Below are 22580 nucleotides of genomic sequence, written 5' to 3' on the forward strand. Positions count from 1 at the left end.
AGATATTATATCTGGTCCCTTTTTAGGGAGTTTTATAAAAAAGTCCGTTTTACTTTTTCCCAAAAGGAGTTGTCTTTCAGCTTAACGGTTTTGATGACTTTACCGCTTAATCGGATCTTGACCTTTTCGACATAACTAATGCTCAAGGCTTCATTGTCCAAGCCAATGATTGGATAGCTTGGCCCGTTTTGTTCAAGGTGAACAGTCAATGTTTTATCGCCGCTTAGGATGAATGAAGAACCCAAGGTCCGATAGGTATTGTTATTGATTGAAGCGAGCTCGCTTACCTGAAAGCATGGGAGAAGCGGGTCCACAACGGCCCCATTGACCGATTTATTATAGGCTGTGCTTCCGGTCGGTGTCGCTATAATGATTCCGTCCCCACGGAAGGTTTCAAAATGGATTTGATCAATGAAAATATCCATGATGAACGTTTTGATGATAGAAGTGCGGATACTGAGTTCGTTGAGGGCATAAAAGGAAGGTTGGTCATCTAGTTGAATAGCAATAGTTGGGTATTTGCGCACCTCGATTTGCTCTCTAGTCATGGCATCAATCATTTTGTTTGTATCTTCTAGGTGGAAATCACAATACATATTCAAATTTCCTGTGGTGGAAACGCCAGCATATAAACAATCTTCTCTGAATCCGGTTTTACGGACTGCCTGCAAAAAGGTGCCGTCATCACCAATACTTACGATAATGTTGGCTTTTGTGAAGTCTTGGACGATTTCATACGAATATTGCTTTGCTAACTCGGCTAGACGTTCGACCTTGTTTAGCATCTCTGCATTTGAAGCATGGAAAAAATAAATATTTTTTCGAGTGTTCATCATGATCCCCCTAGTATGTATAGTGATGAAAGGGCTTTCTTTTTTTCTGTATAAGGGAAAGCCGATATTACAAAGTGTACCTTCTCATTTCCAATTAGAGGATTATTTGCTACAATTTTATATGTCTTAGTTTATCATGGATTGAAACATTTTTGTATGCAGTTCGTATGGTAAGAAGGATATATATATTTAAGGGGGAACACAGATGAATGGAAAGCGTTGGGCAGCACTTGGAATCGCAGCCGTTTTATTTTTTGTCTCTATTATTGTAGGGACTGCTACGACTGTATTTACAGCTGATACGGAAAATATTATTGATGAATTATTTGCTTCCGACAGCGAGTTTTACGAAGAAGTTATAGAAGGCGAAGATTTCTCAAATGTTATTGCGGTATTTGATGTAGAAGGTACAATCCAAGATACTGGAGAAGCTTCATTACTTAGTTCAGCAACATATAATCACAGAGCCTTCATGGATAAGTTGAAAATGGCTGAAGAAAATGACGATATTAAAGGAATTATCTTGCGTGTAAATTCTCCTGGCGGCGGTGTTGTGGAAAGTGCTGAGATTTATGATAAGATCCTTGATATTAAAAAGGTGAAAAAACCAGTTTATGTTTCTATGGGTTCAATGGCAGCTTCTGGCGGATATTATATTTCTGCTCCAGCTGATAAGATTTATGCTAGTCCAGAAACAATGACGGGTTCACTTGGGGTCATTATGCATGGGTATAATTACGAGAAACTAGCTAAAAAGTATGGAGTTGAGTTTGAAACAATCAAAAGCGGTCCACACAAAGATATTATGAGTCCGTCTCGGGAAATGACTGATGAAGAACGCGAAATCCTCCAAAATATGATTGATAATTCTTATGATCAATTTGTTAAAATCATTGCCGACGGGCGCGGTATGACAGAGAAGGAAGTACGTAAAATAGCTGATGGCCGGATTTATGATGGACGTCAGGCGAAAGAAAACCATTTAATTGATGATTTCGGCCATTTGGATGATGTAATTGCCGCGATGAAAACGGATATCGGTAAAAAAGACGCGCAAGTAATCCGTTATACAGATGAGGCAGGTTTCGGTTCATTATTCAGTATGGGAGCGCAAAAAATGTTGGGCAATGATGTGGAAACGGCTGTTTTGACAAAAATCCTTTCCTCTTCAAATTCTCCACGCTTAATGTATTTGTATGCGGAATAGGGGGGCTGAAGGATGACGGAACGAAATGAAAACAATGAACAAATCGATTCATCCAATCTAAATACAAAGCAAGAAGAAGAAATCGTTCAGCAAGAGCTTTTACCAGCACAGGCAATCGTGGATGATGGCGAAGTGAAGGTAGTTTACTTTGCTGGTTTTTGGTTGAGATTTTGGGCATATTTAGCGGATTTGTTGATTATCGGGAGCTTAAACCGGATTTTGATTCATCCCATTTTTAAGTTTTATAATGGTACAGACGATCTTTGGTTTTCGGCAGAGGCTTTCTTAACGGGGCTTGTATTCTTTATTTACTTCGTATTGATGACCAAATACTTAAACCAGACGTTGGGTAAGATGATTTTTGGACTGAAAGTTGTGGCATTGAAAGAAGAGAAAGAGGCTATTTCTTGGGGTACAGTATTGTTCAGGGAGCTGATTGGCCGCTATATTTCAAAAGTCACGTGGGTTGGCTATGTGTTGGCGGGCCTTTTACCAAAGAAACAGGCTTTGCATGATGTCTTTGCAGACACAAGTGTTGTTTTAGTTAGAAGATAATTTGTTTTAATTATGAACCTGTAAGAGCGTAATTTTCGCTTTTGCAGGTTTATTTTTTTTTGCCCAAGCCGATAATGATAGGCTGAAAGGGCGTGGATGTATGAAGTGGCTTTTGCTAATTTTGACTATTCTCATTGTGGTGCTGCTTCTTCTTGTTTTTACGAAAATAAGAGTGCACTTTGACTACAAACGTGTTCATAAAAATGACATAATTCATATAAAAGCATCAGCATGGTATGGACTTTTTCATTATACCTTCAAGGTACCTGTCATCAAGAAGGACGATGACTCGGCATCGATAGTAGTAAAGAAAGAAAAAGGAATGAAGGAAGAAACTAAAAAAGAAGGATTAGATAAAATTACACCGGAAGATTTACGGGATGGAATGGCTGACATGAAGACACTGCTTCAACATATAGTCAATTTTCATCGGGTCATTCGTCATTTCTTAGGCAAAGTTCAAGTTATAGAATTTGCCTGGCATAGTATGGTCGGTACTAAAAATGCCGCACACACCGGGGTCTTAACAGGTGGCTGCTGGGCGCTTAAAGGTTCCATCATTGGCATATTAACAACCTATTTAAATTTTAAAATCATGCCCTCTTATTCAATTACACCTGACTTTCAGAGGAAGCAGGCTAATACGTCGATTTCCTGCATATTACAATTTAGAATCGGGCAAGCTATGGTGACTGGAATAAAACTGCTTCGATACTGGAAAGGCGGAAGAGTGAAGTTTAAGTCTAAGAAATTAGCGAAGCTGTCAGGTGATTCCAACAAACAATCGTTTTAGAGTGGAGGAATTTAGATGTCAGATCATCCGATCCAAGGGTTGATGAAAGAGGCAATGGAAAATCTGAAAGAAATGGTTGATGTGAATACGATTATCGGAGATCCGGTGGAAACTCCAGATGGTAGTGTCATATTAACCGTATCCAAAGTTGGGTTTGGGTTTGCAGCTGGTGGCAGCGAATTTGTGATTGACGAAAACCATCAAGGCCAGCAGGGCGCTTCCAAGCAGCCTTTTGGGGGAGGTAGCGGTGGTGGAGTATCCATTACACCAATTGCCTTTCTGATTGTCGGTTCACATGGCGTGAAAATGATTCATCTGGATGAAGGGACGCATCTTCTTGAAAAAATGATGGATTTAGCGCCACAAGTAGTCGATAAGATTCAGTCCATGCTTTCTAAAAAAGACAGTAATCAAAAGCAAGGCAGCAGTCAACAATCTACAACGAAATATCAAGAGCCTAAACAGAATTTAGATTTCTAACTGCGACTCGGCATCCGCCGAGTTTTCTTTTTGCGTATATTTTACAAAATTATTGAAAGGCTTGGAACGTTTAAGTTTAACGCATAGGGATTTTCACTTTTCTCAATTCAATTAATTGCAAAATTCCGGTAAAACAAATATTATTAGGCTTGTACATAAAGCAGAAAAAGGAGGAATTTTTAATGGCTTCAGTTACATTTAAAAACAACCCGGTCACTTTAGTAGGACCAGAACTAAAAGTGGGGGACAAAGCTCCTGATTTTACCGTATTGGCTAATGATTTATCACCCGTTACATTAAGCGACTCTAAAGGGTCTGTCCGCATTATCAGTGTAGTTCCATCTGTCGATACAGGTGTATGTGATGCACAAACACGTAAATTCAATGAAGAAGCTGCAAAATTGGATAATGTGAAAGTACTGACGATCAGTAATGATCTTCCTTTCGCACAAAAGCGCTGGTGTGCTGCAAGTGGATTGGACAATGTTCAAGTACTTTCCGATCACCGCGACCTTTCATTCGGTGAAGCTTACGGTGTCGTTATGCAAGAACTTCGTCTATTGGCGCGCTCTGTATTCGTTGTGAACAGCAACGATGAAATCACATTCGTTGAATATGTTAGTGAGGGTACAACTCATCCAAATTACGAAGGTGCAATCGAAGCAGCTAAAGCAGCAAAATAAGATACGAATTCATAGAAACCGGGCTCATTGTGCCCGGTTTTTTGTTTTAAAGTTTAAAAGGAGGAAATTGTTCATAGGTTTTTAAATTCTAACCATCCAAGTGAAATCACAAAGATAATCCATAGAACAGTAAGTAGTCCGTATAGACAAATAAAAACATAAAATCCCCACTTTAGAATCATCAAAAAAATACAACCCCTCCAGTCATCAACACTATTAAATTAACATATTTACCTTATATTTACTAAGGGTGAAAAAAAGGATGGCTCGCGCGAGATTCCTTATATGCGGACTTTCAAATAGGAAAACAGTACGTTAAACAAGCGAAGAATGATAAGCAGGACGTACGACTTGTATCTCTTTCTTCTTACCTATAAAATAGGGACAGAAGCAAACAGGAGGAATAAATAAGTGAAGTCTACCCCAGTTGAACAATTATTTTATGAATTTGATGAAACAGCCCAAATATTGCAAAGTGAACTATCATGTACATATCTGGATGCCTTAGGAGAAACCGGAGAGAATTTCTTCCAAGGGAAAGTACTACAAGAGGAAATTAGTGAAGTATCGAAGAAAAGGTTAGCAAAGCAATATGCGGATTTTTCACCGGAGAAATATGAAAAGGAAGCCATTCGTAAAGCGTACCAGCTAGCAATATTAAAAGGTATGCAGCAGAGCGTACAGCCGAATCACCATATGACGCCGGATGCAGTAGGTATGTTTGTCAGCTATTTAGTTGGTAAATTTACGAAGAATCAAAAAGAGTTAGTCATGCTTGATCCTGCCGTCGGAACGGGTAACTTACTATTTGCGATTTTGAACCAACTAACGGACAAAGCCATCGCGTCATATGGTGTTGAGATTGATGAAACCTTGATTAGGCTTGCTTATGCAGGTGCCAATCTACAAGAACACCCGCTGCAATTTTTCAATCAGGACAGCTTAGAGCCGCTCTTCATTGATCCTTCAGATGTTGTGGTCAGTGACTTGCCGATTGGTTATTATCCGAATGATGTTCGTGCAACTGAATATGAGTTGAAGGCTGAAAACGGACATTCTTATGCGCATCATTTATTTATCGAGCAAAGTGTTAAGCATGTGAAGGATGGCGGATATTTATTCTTCATTGTTCCGAATAACTTATTTGTCTCGGAAGAAGCCCCTAAGCTCAATGATTTCTTGAAAAAACATACACATATCCAAGGGATGGTTCAGCTACCGCTTTCCATGTTTAAAAATGAAGAGGCTGCGAAAAGCATTCTTATTCTTCAAAAGAAAAAAGAGGATATCGAAGCACCGAAGAAGGCCCTTCTCGTACAACTTCCGAAGTTATCGGATTTCGAAGCGACAAGGTCTGTTATGCAACAGATGGATGATTGGTTTAAAGAGGAAAAATAGATAATAAAAGCTGGTGCCACAGGCATTGGCTTTTATTTTTAGGGAAAAGTGATTATTTTAAATTTTTAAATTTTTATTGGTTGTATCCGCTTACCATGATAAGATTATACAATATACTGCACGTTTCGTAGTGATGATCATAGGAATTGTAGACTAGCTTAGAGTAAAGGAGCAGGATGGATGTCTAAAATTATGGCTATTAATGCAGGCAGCTCTTCTTTGAAGTTTCAGCTTTTTGAGATGCCGAGTGAACAAGTAATTACAAAAGGTCTTGTAGAAAGGATCGGCTTGAAAAATTCCACGTTTACTTTAAGCGTTGAAGGCAAAAAGGTTTCTGAAACGCTGCACATACCCAATCATGAAGTAGCTGTCGGGCTTTTATTAGAAAAACTGATTCACCATCGCATCATAGGCTCATTTGAAGAGATAGATGGTGTAGGGCATCGTGTTGTGCATGGTGGTGAGGTGTTTAGTGACTCAGTCTTGATTACAGAGGATGTAATAGAGGAGATTGAGAAGCTTTCAGATTTAGCTCCCCTTCATAATCCTGCTAATAGCACTGGAATTAAGGCATTCCGGCAAATACTAAGCGAAGTTCCAGCAGTAGCTGTATTCGACACTGCTTTTCATCAAACCATGTCAGCAGGTTCATATATGTATAGCTTACCATTTGAATATTATGAAAAATATGGAATCAGGAAGTATGGGTTTCATGGTACTTCACATAAATATGTGTCCCAGCGTGCCGCAGAAATGATTGGTCGGCCGATTGAACAGCTCCGATTAATATCCTGCCATTTAGGAAATGGTGCAAGCATTACGGCGATTAAGGGCGGAAAGTCGATTGATACATCGATGGGGTTTACTCCATTGGCCGGAGTTACAATGGGCACGCGTTCAGGCAACATTGACCCTGCATTGATTCCTTATATCATGGAAAAAACAGGGAAAACAGCTGATGAAGTGCTGGATGTCTTGAATAAGAAAAGCGGCATTCTAGCTCTTTCTGGCTTTTCCAGCGATTTGCGCGACATCCAAGTGGAAGCAGATAAAGGCAATGAGCGTGCGGAACTCGCACTTGAAGTGTTTGCTGATCGGATCCACAAGTACATAGGTTCCTATACAGCGAAAATGGGAGGTGTGGACGGCATCATTTTTACAGCGGGTATCGGTGAAAACAGTCAAACCATTCGGGGAAGAATCTTGGATGGCCTCGAATTTATGGGCGTATACTGGGATGAGGATCTCAATCGTACCTTGGGTGAGGAAGCGTTTATTAACGCACCGTATTCCCCGGTGAAAGTGATGGTCATTCCAACCAATGAAGAAATCATGATTGTTAGAGATACTGTAAAAATAGCTTTGAGTGAAAGCATTGAAAACGTGACTTCTTGAATCATAGAAAATCTCCTTACCTATTAATTTTTCGGGTAAGGAGATTTTTCTATGATTGCAATCAACCTATTTGTTAAAAGGTGATTCAATAGATTTGAATCCTCACATGGACCTTCGTATAACTTTTTGATATCTTATCAGTTAACATATCCGCGAGTACTGAATCCTCATACCAATCATCTAAAGGTTCTTGAAAAGTCTACCTATGGTATAATTAAGGGAGAATCCACCAATTCTGTACATAGGAGGCTTGATGCATGGAATTCACGAATCGGGAAATAACAATTTGGAATGAAATTAGTGAATGGCAGGAAAACCTTTATCAATATGAGCCAACAGACCTGGCAGCATTGTATGATAAATGGCTAGAGCAGGGTTTTTCACTGCTCCCAGAAAACGTCCAACAGCAGTTTTTTGAAAAGCTTGATACCTGGCTTTTTCATCTGCATGCCATGGTTCAGAGCTCACAAGTTCAAATAGATGCAAGAGAGCAGATTTTAGCATCAGCACGGATGTTTAATGAAGATATCGAGACACTTAATGACCTAAATCTCTTGACGATCGATCAGTTGAATTACATAGCGAATCAGCATATTGCTAAGCACCGCTTATATTCTTTTGCACAAGGCGGAATAAGCGGGTCCGGCGGGCTACTTTTACTTGGAAGTGATATCCCGGCCATGACAGTCATCAATGTCAGGACTGTACAGTTGATTGCGATGTCCTATGGTTTTGAAGTGAATACGCCCTTTGAAATGATGCTGGCTTTAAAGGTATTTAATGCAGGAGCAATGCCGAAGAGGCTTCGAGGAACAGCTTGGGAAGAATTGATTCGGGAAGTTCAGACTGCAGAAGATGACTATTTTTATTTGGGAATTGAAGAACTTACAAATCCGACCTGGATGGAACAGCCACTTAAGCAGCTGCTGAAGGCCGTATCTATTACTATTTTTCGAAAAAAACTAGTTCGGGGCATCCCATTTATCAGCATGGCCATCGGGGCTGGGTCCAATTATCAAATGACCCGCAATGTAAGTGAATTTGCCCAAAAGTTCTATCAGTATCGGTATTTACAGAAAAAGAAGGCTGATGAAGAATGAGTGTCAAGGAACACAAAAAAGCCATCACGGAGGCGATTCGCTGTAAGGTGATAACCGTTAGTGATACACGTAATAAAGAGACTGATAAAAGCGGCGCTCTAATGATTGAATTATTGAAATTAAAAGGGCATGAAGTGACGGAATATGAAATTGTCAAAGATGAACGTGGTGCGATTCAAGGGGCGATTACTGCTGGCTGTGAAAACAGCCAGGTAGATGTCATCCTAACTAACGGAGGCACTGGCATTGCCAAAAGAGATGTAACAATCGAGGCAGTTAAAGAATTGATGACAAAAGAAATCCCTGGTTTTGGTGAATTGTTCCGGATGCTTAGTTATCAAGAGGACATTGGTTCGGCGGCCATTTTATCGAGGGCCATTGCCGGAGTAGTGAACAACAAGGCAGTTTTTTCCACACCCGGATCTTCGGGTGCGGTTCGGCTGGCGATGAATAAATTGATTCTACCGGAATTGGGACATGTCGTTGGTGAACTTCGGAAGGATATATAAGAAAAATGTAAAAAAGCCTCAGCTTTCAAAGCTGTGGCTTTTTGCATGGAATCGGCCTTAATTATGCATCTTTTCACTCACGCCTTGATTAGCTCGATACCAAAGCCATAAGTCATTGATGATAGAAGCAAGTTCGGCAATTTCAGAATTGAGATGGCAGGATAATACGAAATTACTTTCGTCAGAGAGCTGTAGCTGTTTCCGGTTAATGAAGGATTCTAGTTCCTTAATGCGATCTGGGATGTTGCCCCGGATATTTTCCCATTGCACGAGTATTTGCTGTTGCTCGCTTTTCGTATATTCATCCCACTCCCGGGACAGGTCAGGAATGGAGATGCCAAGCCGTTCATCATACGTAAATAGCTCTTTCATATTTCCCCCCCTTTTCGAATTTTCATACTTCTAGTTTACTATATTTTAGCGGATGCATCCATTATGTGTGGGCCTTAAAATATTAACAAATTATTTAGCAGAATCTTTAAAATACCCCTTGTATTCCGTTTGTAAAAATGATAAAGTACTAATCATAGATTGAATAAAAATAACAACGAATGAATTTTTATTCATACGAAAGGGACGATAAAATATGGGAAATCAAAAAGTTGTATTAGCATATTCCGGAGGACTAGATACTTCCGTTGCAATTAAATGGTTACAAGATCAAGGATACGAAGTTGTGGCATGTTGCTTGGATGTCGGTGAAGGAAAAGATTTAGATTTCATTAAAGAAAAAGCAATCACTGTTGGTGCGGTAAGTTCATATGTGATTGATGCGAAAGATGAATTCGCTGATGAATTCGCATTAACGGCTCTTCAAGCCCATACTTTATATGAAGGAAAATATCCATTAGTATCAGCTCTATCACGTCCACTAATCGCTAAGAAACTAGTAGAAGTGGCTGAAGCAGAAAATGCGGTAGCAGTTGCGCACGGTTGTACGGGAAAAGGAAATGACCAAGTGCGTTTCGAAGTATCCATCTCAGCTTTAAACCCTAATTTAAAAGTTCTTGCACCTGTTCGTGACTGGAAATGGTCTCGTGAAGAGGAAATTGAATATGCAGCGAAAAATGGCATTCCGGTTCCAATCGGCTTAGCAAGTCCATTCTCGATTGACCAAAACCTTTGGGGAAGAAGTAACGAATGCGGAATCCTAGAAGACCCATGGGCAGCTCCGCCAGAAGAGGCTTATGATCTGACAACTAGCCTTGAAAATACGCCAGATACTGCTGACATCATTGAAATTGGTTTTGAGCAAGGTGTACCGGTTACATTGAATGACAAAAATTATAAATTGGCTGACTTGATTGTTGAATTGAATCAAATCGCTGGTAAACACGGGGTCGGACGTATCGATCACGTAGAAAATAGATTAGTAGGAATCAAATCTCGTGAAGTATACGAAGCTCCAGGTGCTATGACATTAATCGCTGCACATAAAGAGCTTGAAGATATCACACTTGTAAAAGAATTGGCTCACTTCAAACCAGTAATCGAGAAGAAAATGACTGAATTGATTTATGAAGGTCTTTGGTTCTCTCCACTTCAAAAAGCATTGGCTGCATTCTTGAAAGAAACGCAAGTGAATGTAACAGGTACAGTTCGTGTGAAACTTTTTAAAGGCCATGCGATTGTTGAAGGAAGAAAATCTGAGTACTCTCTATATGACGAAAAATTAGCGACCTATACAAAAGCAGACGAATTCGATCATGATGCAGCAGTTGGATTCATTAAATTATGGGGACTTCCAACGAAAGTGAACAGCATGGTCAATAACAAGAAGGTGACAGTGTGAGCAGCAAGCTTTGGGGAGGAAGATTCACAAAGTCTGCAGAAGAATGGGTAGACGAGTTTGGAGCTTCTATTTCCTTTGACCAGGAACTTGTCCTTGAAGATCTTCAAGGCAGTCTGGCTCATGTAACCATGTTAAAGCAGTGCAGCATTTTACCCGAAGAAGATGCAGATCAGATTATTTCAGGTCTGAAAAGTTTACAGGAAAAAGCAGAAAAGGGCGAATTAACTTTTAAGGTTGAGATGGAGGATATCCATCTTAACCTAGAAAGTATGCTTATTAACGAAATTGGACCAGTTGGCGGAAAGCTGCATACAGGCAGAAGCCGTAATGACCAAGTTGCAACAGATCTTCATTTATACATGCGTAACCAAACGAAAGTCATTGTGGAACTCATTAATGACCTGCAAGAAGCGATTTTGGAACAAGCTAAGAAAAATGTGGAAACACTTATTCCAGGTTATACACATCTACAACGGGCACAGCCGATTTCATTTGCACATCATTTAATGGCCTATTTTTGGATGCTTGAGCGGGATAAGCAGCGCTTTACAGAAAGCTACAAAAGAATAAATATTTCACCATTAGGTGCAGGGGCGCTTGCTGGGACAACTTTCCCTATTGACCGCGCTCTAAGTGCCGAGCTACTGGGCTTTGATGGTATCTATGAAAACAGTCTGGATGCTGTGAGTGACCGTGACTTTGCCATCGAATTCATGAGTAACAGTGCGACTATGATGATGCATTTATCTCGTTTCAGCGAAGAAATCATTCTTTGGTCAAGCCAGGAATTCCAATTTGTTGAATTAGACGATGCGTTCTCGACGGGAAGCAGTATCATGCCACAAAAGAAAAACCCTGATATGGCGGAATTGATTCGTGGTAAAACAGGACGGGTTTATGGGAATTTAACAGGATTATTGACAGTATTAAAAGGACTGCCGCTTGCTTATAACAAAGATATGCAAGAAGATAAAGAAGGCGTTTTTGATACGGTTAAAACTACTGTTGGCTCACTGAAAATTTTTGCAGGTATGATTTCGACAATGAAAGTGAAAACAGATGTCATGGAAAAAGCAACAAAAAATGACTTCTCTAATGCAACGGAATTGGCCGATTACCTTGCTTCAAAGGGTATGCCTTTCCGTAAAGCGCATGAAGTTGTCGGCAAACTTGTATTATTCTGTGTCCAAAATGGCTGCTATTTGGTAGACCTTAGCATAGAACAATTTAAGGAAGCTTCAGAGTTGTTTGAAAATGATATTTACGATGCATTAAATCCTTACGAAGCAGTTAAACGTCGTAATAGCGCTGGTGGTACAGGCTTTGCGCAAGTACAGCTGGCGATTGAAAAAGCGGAAAAACTGGTTAGTAAATAACATCAAAAAAAGCTCGTTCACCAATTTCGGTGAACGAGCTTTTTTTGACTATTATTTTTTATCAATATTCGTACGCACGACGATTACATCGCAGTTTGAATGGCGAACGATGCCTTCAGACACACTGCCGATCAAGAAACGTTCGACAGCATTAAGACCTGTTGCACCGCATACAATCAAATCGATTGTATGTTTTTTCGCTAAATCTCTTGGAATTTGAACTTTAGGAGAACCATATGCCACTTCAGTTTTTACGTTGGCAATCCCGGATGCAATGGCTTCCGTTTTATACTTTTCCAATAATTCATTGGCAAAGGTTTCAGAGTGATCACGGATAGTCATATCATAAGCTTCAATAGTAGGGAAATTCCTTGTGTCCACGATATGTGCAAGCACAAGGGTCGCGTCACTGAGTTTTGCTAAATAGATTGCCTTTTTTAAGGCCCACTCTGCTTCTTCCGAACCGTCCACTGCTACTAGAATATTTTTATAATCTATACTATTCATAGTGAATCTCCTCCTTCTATTTCATTCCTATTATATAATGATTTACCAGGTGCATCCTGTCTCAATTGTAACAAATTAGCGAATGTTTCAATCGTACTATCTTAAGATTTGCAGACTCTTTGGATATTTCGTCAAAACTTCACAGCCTGTATCGGTGATATACAGATCATCTTCAATCCTGACCCCTGCAACATTTGGTACATATATACCTGGTTCAATCGTATAAACCATTCCTGCTTGCAGTTCGAGTGAATTTGTTTCCGTTAAGGACGGGTATTCATGGATACTGATGCCGAGTCCGTGACCAAGGCGGTGCGGGAAGTATTCACCGTATCCTTGATTTCTGATAATATTTCTGGCTGTCAAGTCAATCTCCGAACAGAAAACACCAGGTTTACTGGCTGTAACCGCAGCCTCTTGAGCTTTTCTTACCGTTTCATAGATATCTGCTTGTTTATCATTGATGTCACCGTAAGCAACAGTTCTAGTGATGTCAGAGCAGTATCCTTCAAAGACGACGCCTAAGTCAAAGAGGACAAGGTCGCCACGCTGAACTTTCGTAATACCTGGTGTACCATGAGGAGAAGCGCCATTTTTACCTGTCAGGACCATGGTAGAGAATGACATTTGGCTCACTCCAGCCTTTTTCATTTCGAATTCAATAGCTGCGAGAATCTCCATTTCCGTTTTACCCTCATGGATTTCATTGACACCCACTTCAATTGCAACGTCAGCGAGACGACATGCTTCACGGATTTTGACCATTTCCCCTTCTGACTTGATCATCCTCATCCTTTGAAGTTTTTCTTCAGCTGAAACGAGTTTTGGTGCAGCAAAGTAGTGCTGAACTTTTTCATAGCGTTCTACATTCATATGTTCTTTTTCAATGGCCATTTTTTTCATGGTTAGTCCACGTTTGCTAACTGCTTGCTGAACTTTTTCCCATGGATTTTCAATATCGGTGTATCCAATGATGTCTCCATTCCATCCAGCTTGTTTAGCATCCGGAACTTCCATTTGCGGACAGACCAGGAATGGTTCGGCGTTGCCAAAAATGGCAAGTGCAAGAAGTCTTTCATGCGGATCGCTTAAAAAACCGCTGCAATAGAAGATGCTATCTGGAGATGTAAGCAAGGCTGCTTCAATTTCATTGGTTTGCAGCCAATTTTGTAATTCATTCAAACGTTCATTCATGACTATACCTCCATTAATAAGATATAATTACCTTAGCAATATATGAAAAAATAGTAAATGGCAAAGCCTTAAGAACTTATTGATTAATAAAATAATGGGTATCAGAAGGGAGCATCAGAAATGAAAGTATCTTTTCATGGACATGCAATTGTAAAAGTTGAAACGAAAGGAAAAACAATTTTATTTGATCCGTTTATTACAGGAAATGAATTAACTGATTTGAAGGTAGAAGATGTGAAACCGGATGTGATTATCTTAACACATGGTCATAATGACCACGTTGGTGACACGGTTGAATTGGCGAAGAAGCATGATGCACTTGTCATCGGCATTGCCGAAATTGCCGACTATTTAGGAGCTCAAGGCGTTCGGACCCACGGAATGAGCATCGGTGGTGCATTCGAGTTTGAATTTGGAAAAGTGAAGCTGACACCAGCGTTTCATGGAACAGGTTTCACTACAGAAGACGGCCAAATTATCTATTTAGGGATGCCAGCCGGCGTGTTACTTACTGCAGAAGGAAAAACAATCTATCATGCAGGTGATACAGCAGTGTATTCTGACATGAAACTGATAGGCAAACGACATCCAATTGACTTGGCATTTCTGCCAATCGGCGACAATTATACCATGGGACCGGAGGATGCAGCACTTGCAGCGGAATTCCTTAAGGCCAAGCAAGTAGTGCCGATTCATTACAATACGTTCCCTGTCATTAAACAGGATCCGAACAAATTCATTGACTTGCTTGAAGAGGAAAATGGACTAGTCATGAAAGTCGGAGATGAAATCGAATTATAAGAGGAACGGGAGCCCGAAGGGGCTCCCGTTTTTATATGTGTGAAAATTAGCCGAATGGATGGTGGAGGAATTAGGTTTAGATAATATCGGTAACAAAAAAGGAGCTAGAGAGAATTATCTGACAATTAACTGGAAGTGGTCAGGATGTTTTTTCATAATAATAATAATTTTATATTTTGAGCAGAAGTCATGAACATAAGGAGAAAATAAATCTAGTTCATTCATATATGAGTCAAGATTCTTTTTTTCTTTTGTAGGCATAAAATGAATAGATGGAAAAAAGGAGGGATTGGATGAAACAGAGGTTATTTTTGTGCTTGCTTTTGTGCGGGGTGATGCTGTATTATGCAGTGCCGCGTCTGTCGCTGGAAAGCGGCGGATTGGAGAGCTTGTTTGCTGGATCTTGGTTGTTGTTTGCGTTATTGGCGGTAGCCGGAAACTTGACGGGGATTCTATATTCTCCTAAGAAACACAAAGTCAAACGGAAGGTGGAATACAAAAGGTTGCGTCAATATTAGTAGTTGTTTGATAAACTAGGCTCTTTGACCTTATAATGGAGAATAGGAATACCGTGAAAAGGGTGAAGCGCTTGGCTACAAAGCATGAACAAATATTAAAACATATCGATGGACTGCCTGTTGGGGAGAAGATTTCCGTCCGCCAAATTGCTAAAGCATTGAATGTAAGTGAAGGTACGGCGTATCGAGCAATTAAAGAGGCAGAGAATCAAGGCTATGTAAGTTCCATTGAGCGGGTTGGTACGATTCGTATTGAGAAAAAGAAAAAAGAGAATATTGAAAAGCTCACGTTCGCTGAGGTAGTTAATATTGTAGACGGACAAGTTCTAGGTGGGAAAACGGGTCTTCATAAGACATTAAATAAATTTGTTATTGGGGCTATGAAGCTAGATGCCATGATGAGATATACAGGTGCAGGAAATCTACTGATTGTAGGGAACCGTACCCAGGCCCATGAGCACGCGTTAAAAGCGGGTGCCGCGGTGCTGATTACCGGTGGTTTCGATACTGAAGATCCTGTTAAAAAATTAGCCGATGAATTGGAAATGCCAGTCATTTCTACGAGTTACGATACATTTACCGTAGCAACCATGATCAACAGGGCGATTTATGACCAATTGATTAAAAAGGAAATTTTGTTGGTAGAGGATATTTTGACTCCTGTTCAAGAAACGACCTTTTTAACAGTAGGTGACCGGGTTCAGACTTGGCATGAACTTAATCAGGAATCAGGGCACAGCCGTTTCCCTGTTGTGGATGAGAATATGAAGGTTCAAGGTATGGTCACATCAAAAGATATTATGGGTCAGGAAGAGTTAACGCTCATTGAAAAGGTGATGACGAAAAATCCGATGACCGTAGGCGATAAGATGAGTGTCGCGTCTTCTGCCCATATGATGGTGTGGGAAGGCATCGAGTTGATTCCAGTCGTAAACGACAGTCATATTCTAAAGGGAATAGTGAGCAGGCAGGATGTACTGAAGGCACTGCAAATGAGTCAAAGGCAGCCGCAGGTGGGCGAAACGATTGACGATACAATTACGAGTCAGCTTGTTATGACTTCGAATCGCGGGAAGGGCGAGGAAGTGTATAACTATGGCGTCACTCCTCAAATGACCAATTATCTTGGTACCATTTCAAGCGGGGTTTTCACGACTTTGGTTACCGATTCAGCAAACCGGGCACTTAGAAGCTATAAGCGTGGTGACTTAGTCGTTGAAAATATGACAATTTACTTCATCAAGCCAGTCCAGATCGACAGTACGCTTGAAATCCATCCGCGAGTGCTTGATGTGGGACGTAAATTCGGAAAAGTAGATGTCGAGGTGTTTAACCAAGGCAAACTTGTCGGTAAGGCGATGCTTACTTGCCAATTGCTCGATCGTTCGTAAAAAACTAAATCAAAAAGGATAATCGAATTCGATTATCCTTTTTGATTTGCAGCTTCTTCAATCGCATGTGGAAGGTAAAATTTATACATTTTATAGCCTCCCCAGATGCTGAATACTCCAACGAAGATGAAAACGGCAGAAATGATATAAGTTGTTGTCGTGTGGAATAGAAAAAGCTGATTGACTCCGAATAGAGAGACAAAAGCACCGAGGGCAATGGAAGACTTTCCAGAAATCCACTTTTTCTCCATCGGCATTTTTGTACGCACCGATTTAATTTTATAAAAGAAATAGACTCCTAGTGAAAGAACAATCAAGGTGACAAGAATAGGCATTGTTAATAATTCCCCCAATTTAACATATGTACCTTATTATTGTAGCGGGAAACTTAGAAGAATGCCACCGTAAACAAGATGACTCTTCCTATTTCTCCAATTTTTTGATTAAATAAAATATATCATCTTTATATTAAGCACGATAATACATATATAGAAGGAGAATTATATGAAAGCTGAGATTTTAGCAGATATTAAGCGTTACGATACTATTATTATCCATCGTCATGTCCGTCCGGATCCGGATGCTTATGGTTCCCAAGGGGGACTGGCGGAAATTCTGAAAGCATCTTTCCCTGAAAAACAAATTTTCACGGTTGGGAAAGAAGAACCATCATTGAATTATTTAAGAAGGCTCGATGTGATTTCAGATGAAACGTATCAAGGTGCTTTGGTCATCGTGTGTGATACCGCAAATACAGACCGGATTTGTGATAGACGTTACACGACGGGAGATAAATTAATTAAGATTGATCATCATCCTAACGAAGATCCATATGGCGATATGCGTTGGGTCGATACATCTTCAAGTTCTACGAGTGAAATGATTTATGAATTTTATCTGTTCGGCAAAGACCAAGGCTTGAAGATGAGTGATGAAGCAGCCCGTCTTTTGTATGCAGGCATCGTTGGCGATACAGGGCGTTTCCTATTCCAAAGCACGACTGAAAAAACATTTGCTTTTGCTAGTGAGCTTATTCACTATTCATTTTCCCGTCCGCAGTTATATCAGGAGATGTATGACGTTAATGAAAGTATCGTCCGGTTAAATGGCTACGTGCTGCAGCATTTCGAAATCCTGCCATATGGCACAGGGAAAATGATCATCACGAAAGATATCCTTGAAAAATTTCATGCGTCGACTTCTGAAGCATCTCAGCTTGTCTCCTCACTTGGTTCAATTAAAAACGTGAAATCATGGGTCTTTTTCATTGAGGAGGAAAATGAAATTCGGGTTCGTTTCCGCTCTAAAGGGCCAATCATCAATACGATTGCCCGGAAATATAACGGCGGAGGCCATCCGCTTGCAGCAGGGGCTTCCATCTATTCTTGGGATGAAGTGGACAATATCCTTGCTGATTTAGAAGAGTTGAATAAAGCAGAATAAAAAACAGTAAATAGTTTTGTAGTGCAAAGCAATAATTGAATAATATTTTAAGACCAAATCACATATGGATTTGGTCTTTTATTTTGGTGGATATTTAAAATTGGATTCATCATTCACCTACCAAACAGACGTACAGAATTATTTCGTCTTCCTATTAAGAAGTAGTCCTCTTTAGTTTGATTTCAATATTCATTTTCGTATAAAACATGATTTCCACGACTTCAAGCTTATAACGCTTTTTATTGATGTCCACGATTTTATTTTCAATTGATTTTTTTAGTAGCATTTTTCCGTTATATACGCTTACGATATCCTTGGCGAGAAGGGAGGAAAGGTCGTCCTCTATCACATCCTCTGCTTCAGCGATACTCAGCCGATCGAGACTGTATTTTCCATTCGTAATCGTTACTTCCACTTCTTGAATCGTTAAAATCTCTTCGTTTTGCTGGTTTAATTTTTTATATTCCTGCTCCCAAATCGCAATTTCTTCGTTCAGATCCTTGATCTCTTCTCTTTGGTCGTGAATGATTCTAATCTGTGTTTCTTGCTGGACCCCATACATATAAAAGAAAATCACCCAGCTGATCAATCCGCCAAGTGCAGCCCCGGCAAAAAAACGCTGCCAGGTGGGGGACCGGTGAAATGGAGGAATCCTCATGAGGATATATGCTCCTGAGTGAACCAGTTGATGATCAGCGCTCCTGTCTGTGCTCCGCCAAGAGCAGAAATAATTAGTAGAACCTGTTTGACAATATCTTTCGTTTCCCCGTGGAAAATACCGCGTTCGAAATTATAGACCATATCAAAAGTACCTCCGATGGCAGCAACAATCGCCCAAATACGCAGGCTGTCTGATAATCGAAACACAGTCGTCATCGGGGCTTGTCCCGTGAAAAAAGCAGCTAGCCCTCCGATAATCGACCCGCCAAGCAAAACTCCAAGCGATATGAAAAAACTGTTGATAAATGCCGGAACAAAGGCTTCATTCATGTATCATCATCCTTTTGGCTTTATATTCTTCTACTCTATTTATATGGGAAGTACAGAGGTAATATGATAGTGGGGCAAAATCATGGGATAAAAAGATACTGGCAATGAGAACATATTTTCTTTTTTTGAAATAAACACTATAATGAAAAGAAACATGCCTTACAAAGGTGGGAGAAAAAACGTGTATACTCATCTCCATATTCAGAGCGGATACAGCCTGCTGACAAGTACGGTGAAAATCAGTGAACTAGTGGCCAAAGCGAAAGCGGATGGCTGTACAAGTCTTGCTTTAACCGATCGAAATGTTATGTACGGTTCAGTCTATTTTTATAAAGAATGTAAGAGACAGGGGATAAAGCCGATTATCGGTATTCTTGCAGATGTTCTTGATGAACAGGAAGCAGCACATCGCCTTCTTTTATTAGCAAAAAATCTTCAAGGATATCAAAATCTGCTTAAAATAAGCAGTGCCATAAAAACAAAATCTCCGTCAGGACTTCCAATGAACTGGCTTAAAGCCTATTCACGGGGATTGATAGCCATCTCTCCAGGAGCGGAGGGGCAAGTAGAAGCGCTTCTGAGGGAAGAAAAGCCGGAAGAGGCTCAAAAGGCAGCTGAACAATATCTGCAGATTTTTGGACATGATAACTTTTATTTTTCCCTTCAAAGACTTTCAATTGCAGAAGAAGAGAAACAAAACGAAGCCATCAGTCTGTTGGCGAAAGAATTAGAGATAAAGATTGTAGCGACGAATCCAGTCTATTATTTGAATGAAAGTGATGCCCTCGCTCAAGAAGTGCTGCTGGCCATCGGAAATGGTGACAAGCTGACAGATGAGACACGGACGGTGCTTGCATCCAATCAGTATTATTTAAAAAGTCGAGCTGAGATGGCAGAATTATTCCATGACAGGCCGGATGCACTCGAAAATACGCTCCATATTGCCACGCAATGCAATCTCGATATTCCGTTTCATCGTTCCCTGCTGCCTAAGTACCCTACTGAAGCTGGAGTTACGGCTGAAGAAATGCTTGAAGCTGTCTGTTTCCAAGGATTAAAGAAAAGACTGTCTGAGCCATCCGCCGATTACGAAGAGCGCCTTCGGTATGAACTGGATATTATTAATAGGATGAAATTCAGCGATTACTTTTTAATCGTATGGGACTTCATGAAATTCGCCAAGGACAATCAGATTTTGACCGGCCCTGGAAGGGGATCTGCCGCAGGTTCGATGGTTGCTTACGTATTATCAATAACGGATGTCGATCCGATTGAACATTCCCTGCTGTTCGAGCGTTTTCTGAATCCGGAGCGAGTGTCGATGCCGGATATCGATATTGATTTTCCTGATAACCGCCGTGAAGAAGTGATTGCCTATGTCGCGAAAAAATATGGGGAATTTCATGTAGCACAAATCATTACATTCGGAACATTAGCTGCCAAAGCTGCGCTGCGTGACACTGGACGTGTGTTCGGCTTGAATCCGAAGGAACAGGAAGCTGTATCGAAAATGATTCCGAGTCGGCTTGGCATCACGCTTCCTGAAGCTTTCAAAGAATCCAAGCGTCTTCAGGAATTCGTTAATGAAAGTGACCTAAATCAGAAGCTATTTCAAACAGCATTACTGCTTGAAGGGCTGCCACGTCATACTTCGACCCATGCTGCCGGCGTTGTCATCAGTGACCAGGCTTTGACCGAGCATATCCCGATTCAAGGAGGGCATGATGGCATCCATCTGACTCAATATCCGATGGACATCCTCGAGGAACTAGGTCTTCTTAAAATGGATTTTCTAGGACTTCGCAATTTAACGCTCATTGATAATATTTTAAAAAACATCAAAAAAGGAACTGGGAAAAAGCTGGATTTGGCCAACATACCGATGGGTGATTCTGAGACGTTATCTCTGTTAGGCCGAGGCGAAACAACGGGTGTATTTCAATTTGAATCTGATGGAATCCGGAAGGTTTTAATCAAGCTGAAACCGAACCGTTTTGAGGATATTGTCGCGGTCAATGCTTTGTACCGTCCAGGTCCAATGGAAAACATTCCGCTGTTTATCGAGCGGAAACATGGATTAACGCCAATTGACTACCTGCACCCAGATTTACAGGATATCCTTGAACCTACATACGGAGTCATCGTTTATCAAGAACAAATTATGCAAATTGCATCTCGCCTTGCCGGATTCTCACTTGGGGAAGCTGACCTATTACGCCGGGCTGTCTCGAAGAAGAAGAAGGAAGTTCTAGACCAGGAGCGGCAGCATTTTGTAAGTGGCGCTTTGAACCAAGGATATTCTGAGAAAACGGCTGAAGAAATTTATACGTTAATTGTTCGCTTTGCTAACTATGGATTCAACCGGAGTCATGCAGTGGCTTATAGTGTCATAGCCTATCAACTAGGTTACTTAAAAACCTATTATCCAGAATATTTTATGGCAGCCCTTATGACATCGGTCGTCGGGAATGATGAAAAGATTTCACAATATGCACGTGAGGCCAAAAAGAAAGGGATTAAGGTTCTGCCTCCTTCTATTAATCAAAGCGGATTCCCGTTTTTACCAGAAAAGGAAGGGATCCGTTTTAGCCTTGGGGCCATCAAAGGAATAGGCGGTACAGTTTTAAAAGAAATATTTGCGGCCAGGCGCCAAAAGAAATTCGCTGATTTATTCGATTTCTGTTTGCGAGTTTCCGGGAAAATTGTCAATCGAAAAGTGTTGGAGGCGCTTGTCCATTCAGGTTCATTTGATGAATTTGGTGAAGACCGTGCTACATTATTAGCGAGTTTGGACGTAGCAATCAGCCATACCGAATTGGTTAATCCAGATGATGATTTATTTGATATGTTTTCGGATGGAGAGTTTTCACTCAAACCCAAATATAACCATGTCGATCCTATTCCCGTTGAAGACAAACTTTCCTTGGAAAAAAGTGTCCTGGGACTTTATCTTTCAAATCATCCAGTGACAAGCTACAGAGATCTTTTTCAGTATTTCGGTTGCTTAACCATTGACGAAGCAATTAATAAAAAAGAGTCAAAAGTCCTACTCGGAGTATATATAACGGCGGTTAAAACCATTAGAACAAAAAAAGGCGATGTTATGGCCTTTTTAACCGTTAGTGATGAAGAAGGGGACATTGAAGCAGTCGTATTCCCAAATGTGTATAAAAATCATTCTGCGGTCTTGAATCACGGGCAGCTTGTTATGCTTAAAGGGACATTGGAAGAGCGGGATGGGAAAACCCAACTCATTATCCAGCATGTATACCCGCTTGAACAAGTGAAAAAGATGAAACAGGGGATAAATGGAACACTATTCTTGAAAATTGAAGCTGAAAAGCAAACAAAGGATACTCTTCAAAAAATAAAAAAAATTTTAATGCAACATAGTGGTGAAACGAAGGTCATGCTTTTTTATCAGCGGGAAAATCGCTATGTACAGCTATCTTATTGGGATTGGGTCAATCCTACAGACAGTCTAATTCAGGCATTAATTGACATGGTCGGAAAAGGGAATGTAGTCTTTAAGAGAGAATAACTGTTTTACAACTTTAATAGTTATGTTATATTGAAAATAGGCCGCTGTGGTCTGACCACTAGATTTCAGCATAT

23 protein-coding genes are annotated in these 22580 nt (G+C 40.4%); 16 read left to right on the plus strand and 7 right to left on the minus strand.

Annotated features, from left to right (window positions below; translation table 11 throughout):
- Positions 1 to 32: 32 nt before the first annotated feature.
- Positions 33 to 833, minus strand: a complete 801-nt coding sequence (locus JFU24_RS23260) for an NAD kinase (RefSeq protein WP_201250578.1) — start codon at positions 831 to 833, stop codon at positions 33 to 35.
- A gap of 205 nt (positions 834 to 1038) precedes the next feature.
- On the opposite strand from JFU24_RS23260, the gene sppA reads away from it, so the two are divergent.
- From sppA to JFU24_RS23305, 9 genes are all read left to right on the plus strand, one after another.
- Complete coding sequence (sppA, locus tag JFU24_RS23265) at positions 1039 to 2040, plus strand: signal peptide peptidase SppA (RefSeq protein ID WP_201186191.1); 1002 nt, start codon at positions 1039 to 1041, stop codon at positions 2038 to 2040.
- 12 nt (positions 2041 to 2052) lie between these two features.
- Entirely contained in the window at positions 2053 to 2595 is a 543-nt protein-coding gene (locus JFU24_RS23270) for an RDD family protein (RefSeq protein WP_201250579.1), read from the plus strand.
- 100 nt (positions 2596 to 2695) lie between these two features.
- The gene (locus JFU24_RS23275) at positions 2696 to 3388 is read left to right on the plus strand and encodes a DUF2953 domain-containing protein (RefSeq protein ID WP_201250580.1); all 693 of its coding nucleotides are present in this window, start codon (positions 2696 to 2698) and stop codon (positions 3386 to 3388) included.
- Between the two features lie 15 nt (positions 3389 to 3403).
- On the plus strand, positions 3404 to 3868 hold the full coding sequence (gene ytfJ, locus JFU24_RS23280; protein WP_201186188.1) for a GerW family sporulation protein: 465 nt from the start codon (positions 3404 to 3406) through the stop codon (positions 3866 to 3868).
- 182 nt (positions 3869 to 4050) lie between these two features.
- A complete protein-coding gene (tpx, locus tag JFU24_RS23285) occupies positions 4051 to 4551 on the plus strand; it encodes a thiol peroxidase (RefSeq protein WP_053347295.1) in 501 nt (166 codons plus the stop codon).
- Positions 4552 to 4962: 411 nt separating this feature from the next.
- Entirely contained in the window at positions 4963 to 5949 is a 987-nt protein-coding gene (locus JFU24_RS23290; protein ID WP_053347294.1) for a class I SAM-dependent methyltransferase, read from the plus strand.
- 180 nt (positions 5950 to 6129) lie between these two features.
- The gene (locus tag JFU24_RS23295; RefSeq protein ID WP_201223399.1) at positions 6130 to 7344 is read left to right on the plus strand and encodes an acetate kinase; all 1215 of its coding nucleotides are present in this window, start codon (positions 6130 to 6132) and stop codon (positions 7342 to 7344) included.
- Positions 7345 to 7601: 257 nt separating this feature from the next.
- Positions 7602 to 8444, plus strand: a complete 843-nt coding sequence (locus JFU24_RS23300) for an EcsC family protein (RefSeq protein ID WP_201186184.1) — start codon at positions 7602 to 7604, stop codon at positions 8442 to 8444.
- A complete protein-coding gene (locus JFU24_RS23305) occupies positions 8441 to 8953 on the plus strand; it encodes a MogA/MoaB family molybdenum cofactor biosynthesis protein (RefSeq protein WP_201223401.1) in 513 nt (170 codons plus the stop codon). The genes JFU24_RS23300 and JFU24_RS23305 overlap by 4 nt, the downstream gene beginning before the upstream one ends.
- Positions 8954 to 9010: 57 nt before the next feature.
- On the opposite strand, the gene JFU24_RS23310 is transcribed toward JFU24_RS23305, so the two are convergent.
- Complete coding sequence (locus JFU24_RS23310; protein ID WP_201223402.1) at positions 9011 to 9325, minus strand: hypothetical protein; 315 nt, start codon at positions 9323 to 9325, stop codon at positions 9011 to 9013.
- 214 nt (positions 9326 to 9539) lie between these two features.
- Here JFU24_RS23310 and JFU24_RS23315 point away from each other — a divergent pair, with 214 nt between their 5' ends.
- Positions 9540 to 10745 carry an argininosuccinate synthase gene (locus tag JFU24_RS23315; protein WP_201186181.1) on the plus strand — a complete coding sequence of 402 codons (1206 nt, stop codon included), beginning with the start codon at positions 9540 to 9542 and terminating at the stop codon, positions 10743 to 10745.
- Positions 10742 to 12121: an argininosuccinate lyase gene (gene argH, locus JFU24_RS23320; protein ID WP_056529342.1), complete on the plus strand. Its 1380-nt coding sequence runs from the start codon at positions 10742 to 10744 to the stop codon at positions 12119 to 12121. Before JFU24_RS23315 ends, argH begins: the two co-directional genes overlap by 4 nt.
- A gap of 51 nt (positions 12122 to 12172) precedes the next feature.
- Here the strand turns inward: argH and JFU24_RS23325 are convergent, their stop codons facing one another.
- Positions 12173 to 12628, minus strand: a complete 456-nt coding sequence (locus JFU24_RS23325; RefSeq protein ID WP_056529338.1) for a universal stress protein — start codon at positions 12626 to 12628, stop codon at positions 12173 to 12175.
- A gap of 96 nt (positions 12629 to 12724) precedes the next feature.
- Positions 12725 to 13822 carry a M24 family metallopeptidase gene (locus JFU24_RS23330; protein ID WP_201250581.1) on the minus strand — a complete coding sequence of 366 codons (1098 nt, stop codon included), beginning with the start codon at positions 13820 to 13822 and terminating at the stop codon, positions 12725 to 12727.
- Between the two features lie 120 nt (positions 13823 to 13942).
- On the opposite strand from JFU24_RS23330, the gene JFU24_RS23335 reads away from it, so the two are divergent.
- The 3 genes from JFU24_RS23335 (at position 13943) to JFU24_RS23345 (ending at position 16532) form a co-directional block, all read left to right on the plus strand.
- Positions 13943 to 14623, plus strand: coding sequence for a metal-dependent hydrolase (locus JFU24_RS23335; protein ID WP_057219329.1), 681 nt, complete (start codon positions 13943 to 13945; stop codon positions 14621 to 14623).
- Positions 14624 to 14916: 293 nt separating this feature from the next.
- Positions 14917 to 15141, plus strand: a complete 225-nt coding sequence (locus JFU24_RS23340; protein ID WP_201223405.1) for a hypothetical protein — start codon at positions 14917 to 14919, stop codon at positions 15139 to 15141.
- 71 nt (positions 15142 to 15212) lie between these two features.
- Positions 15213 to 16532 carry a DRTGG domain-containing protein gene (locus JFU24_RS23345; protein ID WP_201186175.1) on the plus strand — a complete coding sequence of 440 codons (1320 nt, stop codon included), beginning with the start codon at positions 15213 to 15215 and terminating at the stop codon, positions 16530 to 16532.
- 32 nt (positions 16533 to 16564) lie between these two features.
- Here the strand turns inward: JFU24_RS23345 and JFU24_RS23350 are convergent, their stop codons facing one another.
- The gene (locus JFU24_RS23350; RefSeq protein ID WP_201186172.1) at positions 16565 to 16867 is read right to left on the minus strand and encodes a YtpI family protein; all 303 of its coding nucleotides are present in this window, start codon (positions 16865 to 16867) and stop codon (positions 16565 to 16567) included.
- Positions 16868 to 17036: 169 nt separating this feature from the next.
- Here JFU24_RS23350 and JFU24_RS23355 point away from each other — a divergent pair, with 169 nt between their 5' ends.
- Positions 17037 to 17975: a DHH family phosphoesterase gene (locus JFU24_RS23355; RefSeq protein ID WP_201186170.1), complete on the plus strand. Its 939-nt coding sequence runs from the start codon at positions 17037 to 17039 to the stop codon at positions 17973 to 17975.
- A gap of 154 nt (positions 17976 to 18129) precedes the next feature.
- Here JFU24_RS23355 and ytrI read toward each other — a convergent pair whose 3' ends face one another.
- Positions 18130 to 18633 carry a sporulation membrane protein YtrI gene (gene ytrI, locus JFU24_RS23360; protein WP_201186169.1) on the minus strand — a complete coding sequence of 168 codons (504 nt, stop codon included), beginning with the start codon at positions 18631 to 18633 and terminating at the stop codon, positions 18130 to 18132.
- A complete protein-coding gene (locus JFU24_RS23365) occupies positions 18630 to 18965 on the minus strand; it encodes a YtrH family sporulation protein (RefSeq protein ID WP_053347281.1) in 336 nt (111 codons plus the stop codon). Before JFU24_RS23365 ends, ytrI begins: the two co-directional genes overlap by 4 nt.
- 181 nt (positions 18966 to 19146) lie before the next feature.
- Here JFU24_RS23365 and dnaE point away from each other — a divergent pair, with 181 nt between their 5' ends.
- Positions 19147 to 22506 carry a DNA polymerase III subunit alpha gene (dnaE, locus tag JFU24_RS23370; RefSeq protein WP_446728294.1) on the plus strand — a complete coding sequence of 1120 codons (3360 nt, stop codon included), beginning with the start codon at positions 19147 to 19149 and terminating at the stop codon, positions 22504 to 22506.
- The last annotated feature ends 74 nt before the right edge of the window (positions 22507 to 22580 follow it).

It is taken from the genome of Peribacillus sp. TH27, assembly GCF_016650915.1.
Classification (GTDB): Bacteria; Bacillota; Bacilli; order Bacillales; family DSM-1321; genus Peribacillus; species Peribacillus butanolivorans.

Coding starts and splice junctions, on each gene's coding strand:
- JFU24_RS23270 (WP_201250579.1), top strand. CDS start 2,053: ATGACGGAACGAAATGAAAACAATGAACAAATCGATTCATCCAATCTA.
- JFU24_RS23355 (WP_201186170.1), top strand. CDS start 17,037: ATGAAAGCTGAGATTTTAGCAGATATTAAGCGTTACGATACTATTATT.
- JFU24_RS23350 (WP_201186172.1), bottom strand. CDS start 16,867: ATGCCTATTCTTGTCACCTTGATTGTTCTTTCACTAGGAGTCTATTTC.
- JFU24_RS23310 (WP_201223402.1), bottom strand. CDS start 9,325: ATGAAAGAGCTATTTACGTATGATGAACGGCTTGGCATCTCCATTCCT.
- JFU24_RS23335 (WP_057219329.1), top strand. CDS start 13,943: ATGAAAGTATCTTTTCATGGACATGCAATTGTAAAAGTTGAAACGAAA.
- JFU24_RS23305 (WP_201223401.1), top strand. CDS start 8,441: ATGAGTGTCAAGGAACACAAAAAAGCCATCACGGAGGCGATTCGCTGT.
- sppA (WP_201186191.1), top strand. CDS start 1,039: ATGAATGGAAAGCGTTGGGCAGCACTTGGAATCGCAGCCGTTTTATTT.
- JFU24_RS23325 (WP_056529338.1), bottom strand. CDS start 12,628: ATGAATAGTATAGATTATAAAAATATTCTAGTAGCAGTGGACGGTTCG.
- JFU24_RS23340 (WP_201223405.1), top strand. CDS start 14,917: ATGAAACAGAGGTTATTTTTGTGCTTGCTTTTGTGCGGGGTGATGCTG.
- JFU24_RS23315 (WP_201186181.1), top strand. CDS start 9,540: ATGGGAAATCAAAAAGTTGTATTAGCATATTCCGGAGGACTAGATACT.
- JFU24_RS23300 (WP_201186184.1), top strand. CDS start 7,602: ATGGAATTCACGAATCGGGAAATAACAATTTGGAATGAAATTAGTGAA.
- JFU24_RS23260 (WP_201250578.1), bottom strand. CDS start 833: ATGAACACTCGAAAAAATATTTATTTTTTCCATGCTTCAAATGCAGAG.
- JFU24_RS23330 (WP_201250581.1), bottom strand. CDS start 13,822: ATGAATGAACGTTTGAATGAATTACAAAATTGGCTGCAAACCAATGAA.
- JFU24_RS23365 (WP_053347281.1), bottom strand. CDS start 18,965: ATGAATGAAGCCTTTGTTCCGGCATTTATCAACAGTTTTTTCATATCG.
- JFU24_RS23275 (WP_201250580.1), top strand. CDS start 2,696: ATGAAGTGGCTTTTGCTAATTTTGACTATTCTCATTGTGGTGCTGCTT.
- ytrI (WP_201186169.1), bottom strand. CDS start 18,633: ATGAGGATTCCTCCATTTCACCGGTCCCCCACCTGGCAGCGTTTTTTT.
- ytfJ (WP_201186188.1), top strand. CDS start 3,404: ATGTCAGATCATCCGATCCAAGGGTTGATGAAAGAGGCAATGGAAAAT.
- tpx (WP_053347295.1), top strand. CDS start 4,051: ATGGCTTCAGTTACATTTAAAAACAACCCGGTCACTTTAGTAGGACCA.
- JFU24_RS23295 (WP_201223399.1), top strand. CDS start 6,130: ATGTCTAAAATTATGGCTATTAATGCAGGCAGCTCTTCTTTGAAGTTT.